This window comes from Streptomyces sp. AC627_RSS907 (assembly GCF_019049165.1).
On record NZ_JAGMUE010000689.1, the window covers coordinates 1 to 938 of the forward strand.

General features: G+C 67.9%; 1 protein-coding gene. It reads right to left on the reverse strand.

What is annotated here, in order from left to right:
* Nucleotides 1-857: acyl carrier protein (locus tag KUM32_RS37820; protein ID WP_254406688.1), on the reverse strand; the 857-nt coding region annotated here is incomplete at its 3' end.
* Between the last annotated feature and the right edge of the window lie 81 nt (nucleotides 858-938).

Sequence of the window (938 nt, forward strand, 5' to 3'; positions counted from 1 at the left end):
AGCAGCAACCGCTGCTGCGGATCCATCGCCAACGCCTCACGCGGCGAAATCCCGAACAACCCCGCATCAAACTCACCGGCCTTGTACAAGAACCCGCCATGCCGCGCATACGAGGTACCCGCATGCTCCGGATCCGGGTGATACAGACCCTCCAGATCCCAGCCACGATCCGTCGGGAACGCCCCGATGCCCTCCCCACCAGAGGCCACCAGATCCCAGTACTCCTCCGGCGTCTCCACCCCACCCGGCAACCGCAGCCCCATACCCACGATCACAACCGGATCCTCGGCAACAGCCGGAGCAACAACCTCCGCAACGCTGGAGTCGGACACAACCGTGCCCAGAGAGAAGCGCCCGAGCAGGAAGACAGCGAGCCGTTCGGCGTCCGGATAGTCGAACACGAGCGTCGCGGGCAACGCCAGCGCAGTCGCGGTCTGGAGACGGTTACGCAGTTCCACAGCGGTCAGTGAGTCAAAACCCAGCTCCTTGAACGCTCGCCCCGGCTCCACCGCACCGGCCGAAGCATGCCCCAGTACAGCCGCAACCTCCCCCCGCACCACATCCAGCACCACACGCCGCCGCTCCTCCGACGACAGACCCACCAACCGCGCAGCAAGGCCGGTCGTCTCGTCCGGCGCCGAGCCTGCCGCGGCGGCAGGAGACAGCCGGGCAAACAGCGGCCGCTCCCGTGCCGCGGTGAACAACGGCAGGAACTCCGACCACCGCACATCCGCGACCGTCACGGCCGCATCACGCGACCCCACCGCGAACGCCAGCGCGGTGAGCGCGCGATCCGGGTCCATCGGAGTCAGCCCACGACGCCGCAACTGCATCGCAGTGTCCTCATCGGCGGCCATACCGACCTCGGCCCACGGACCCCACGCCACAGCCGTACCCGACAGCCCCTGCGCCCGACGCCGAACGATCAGAGCATCCAA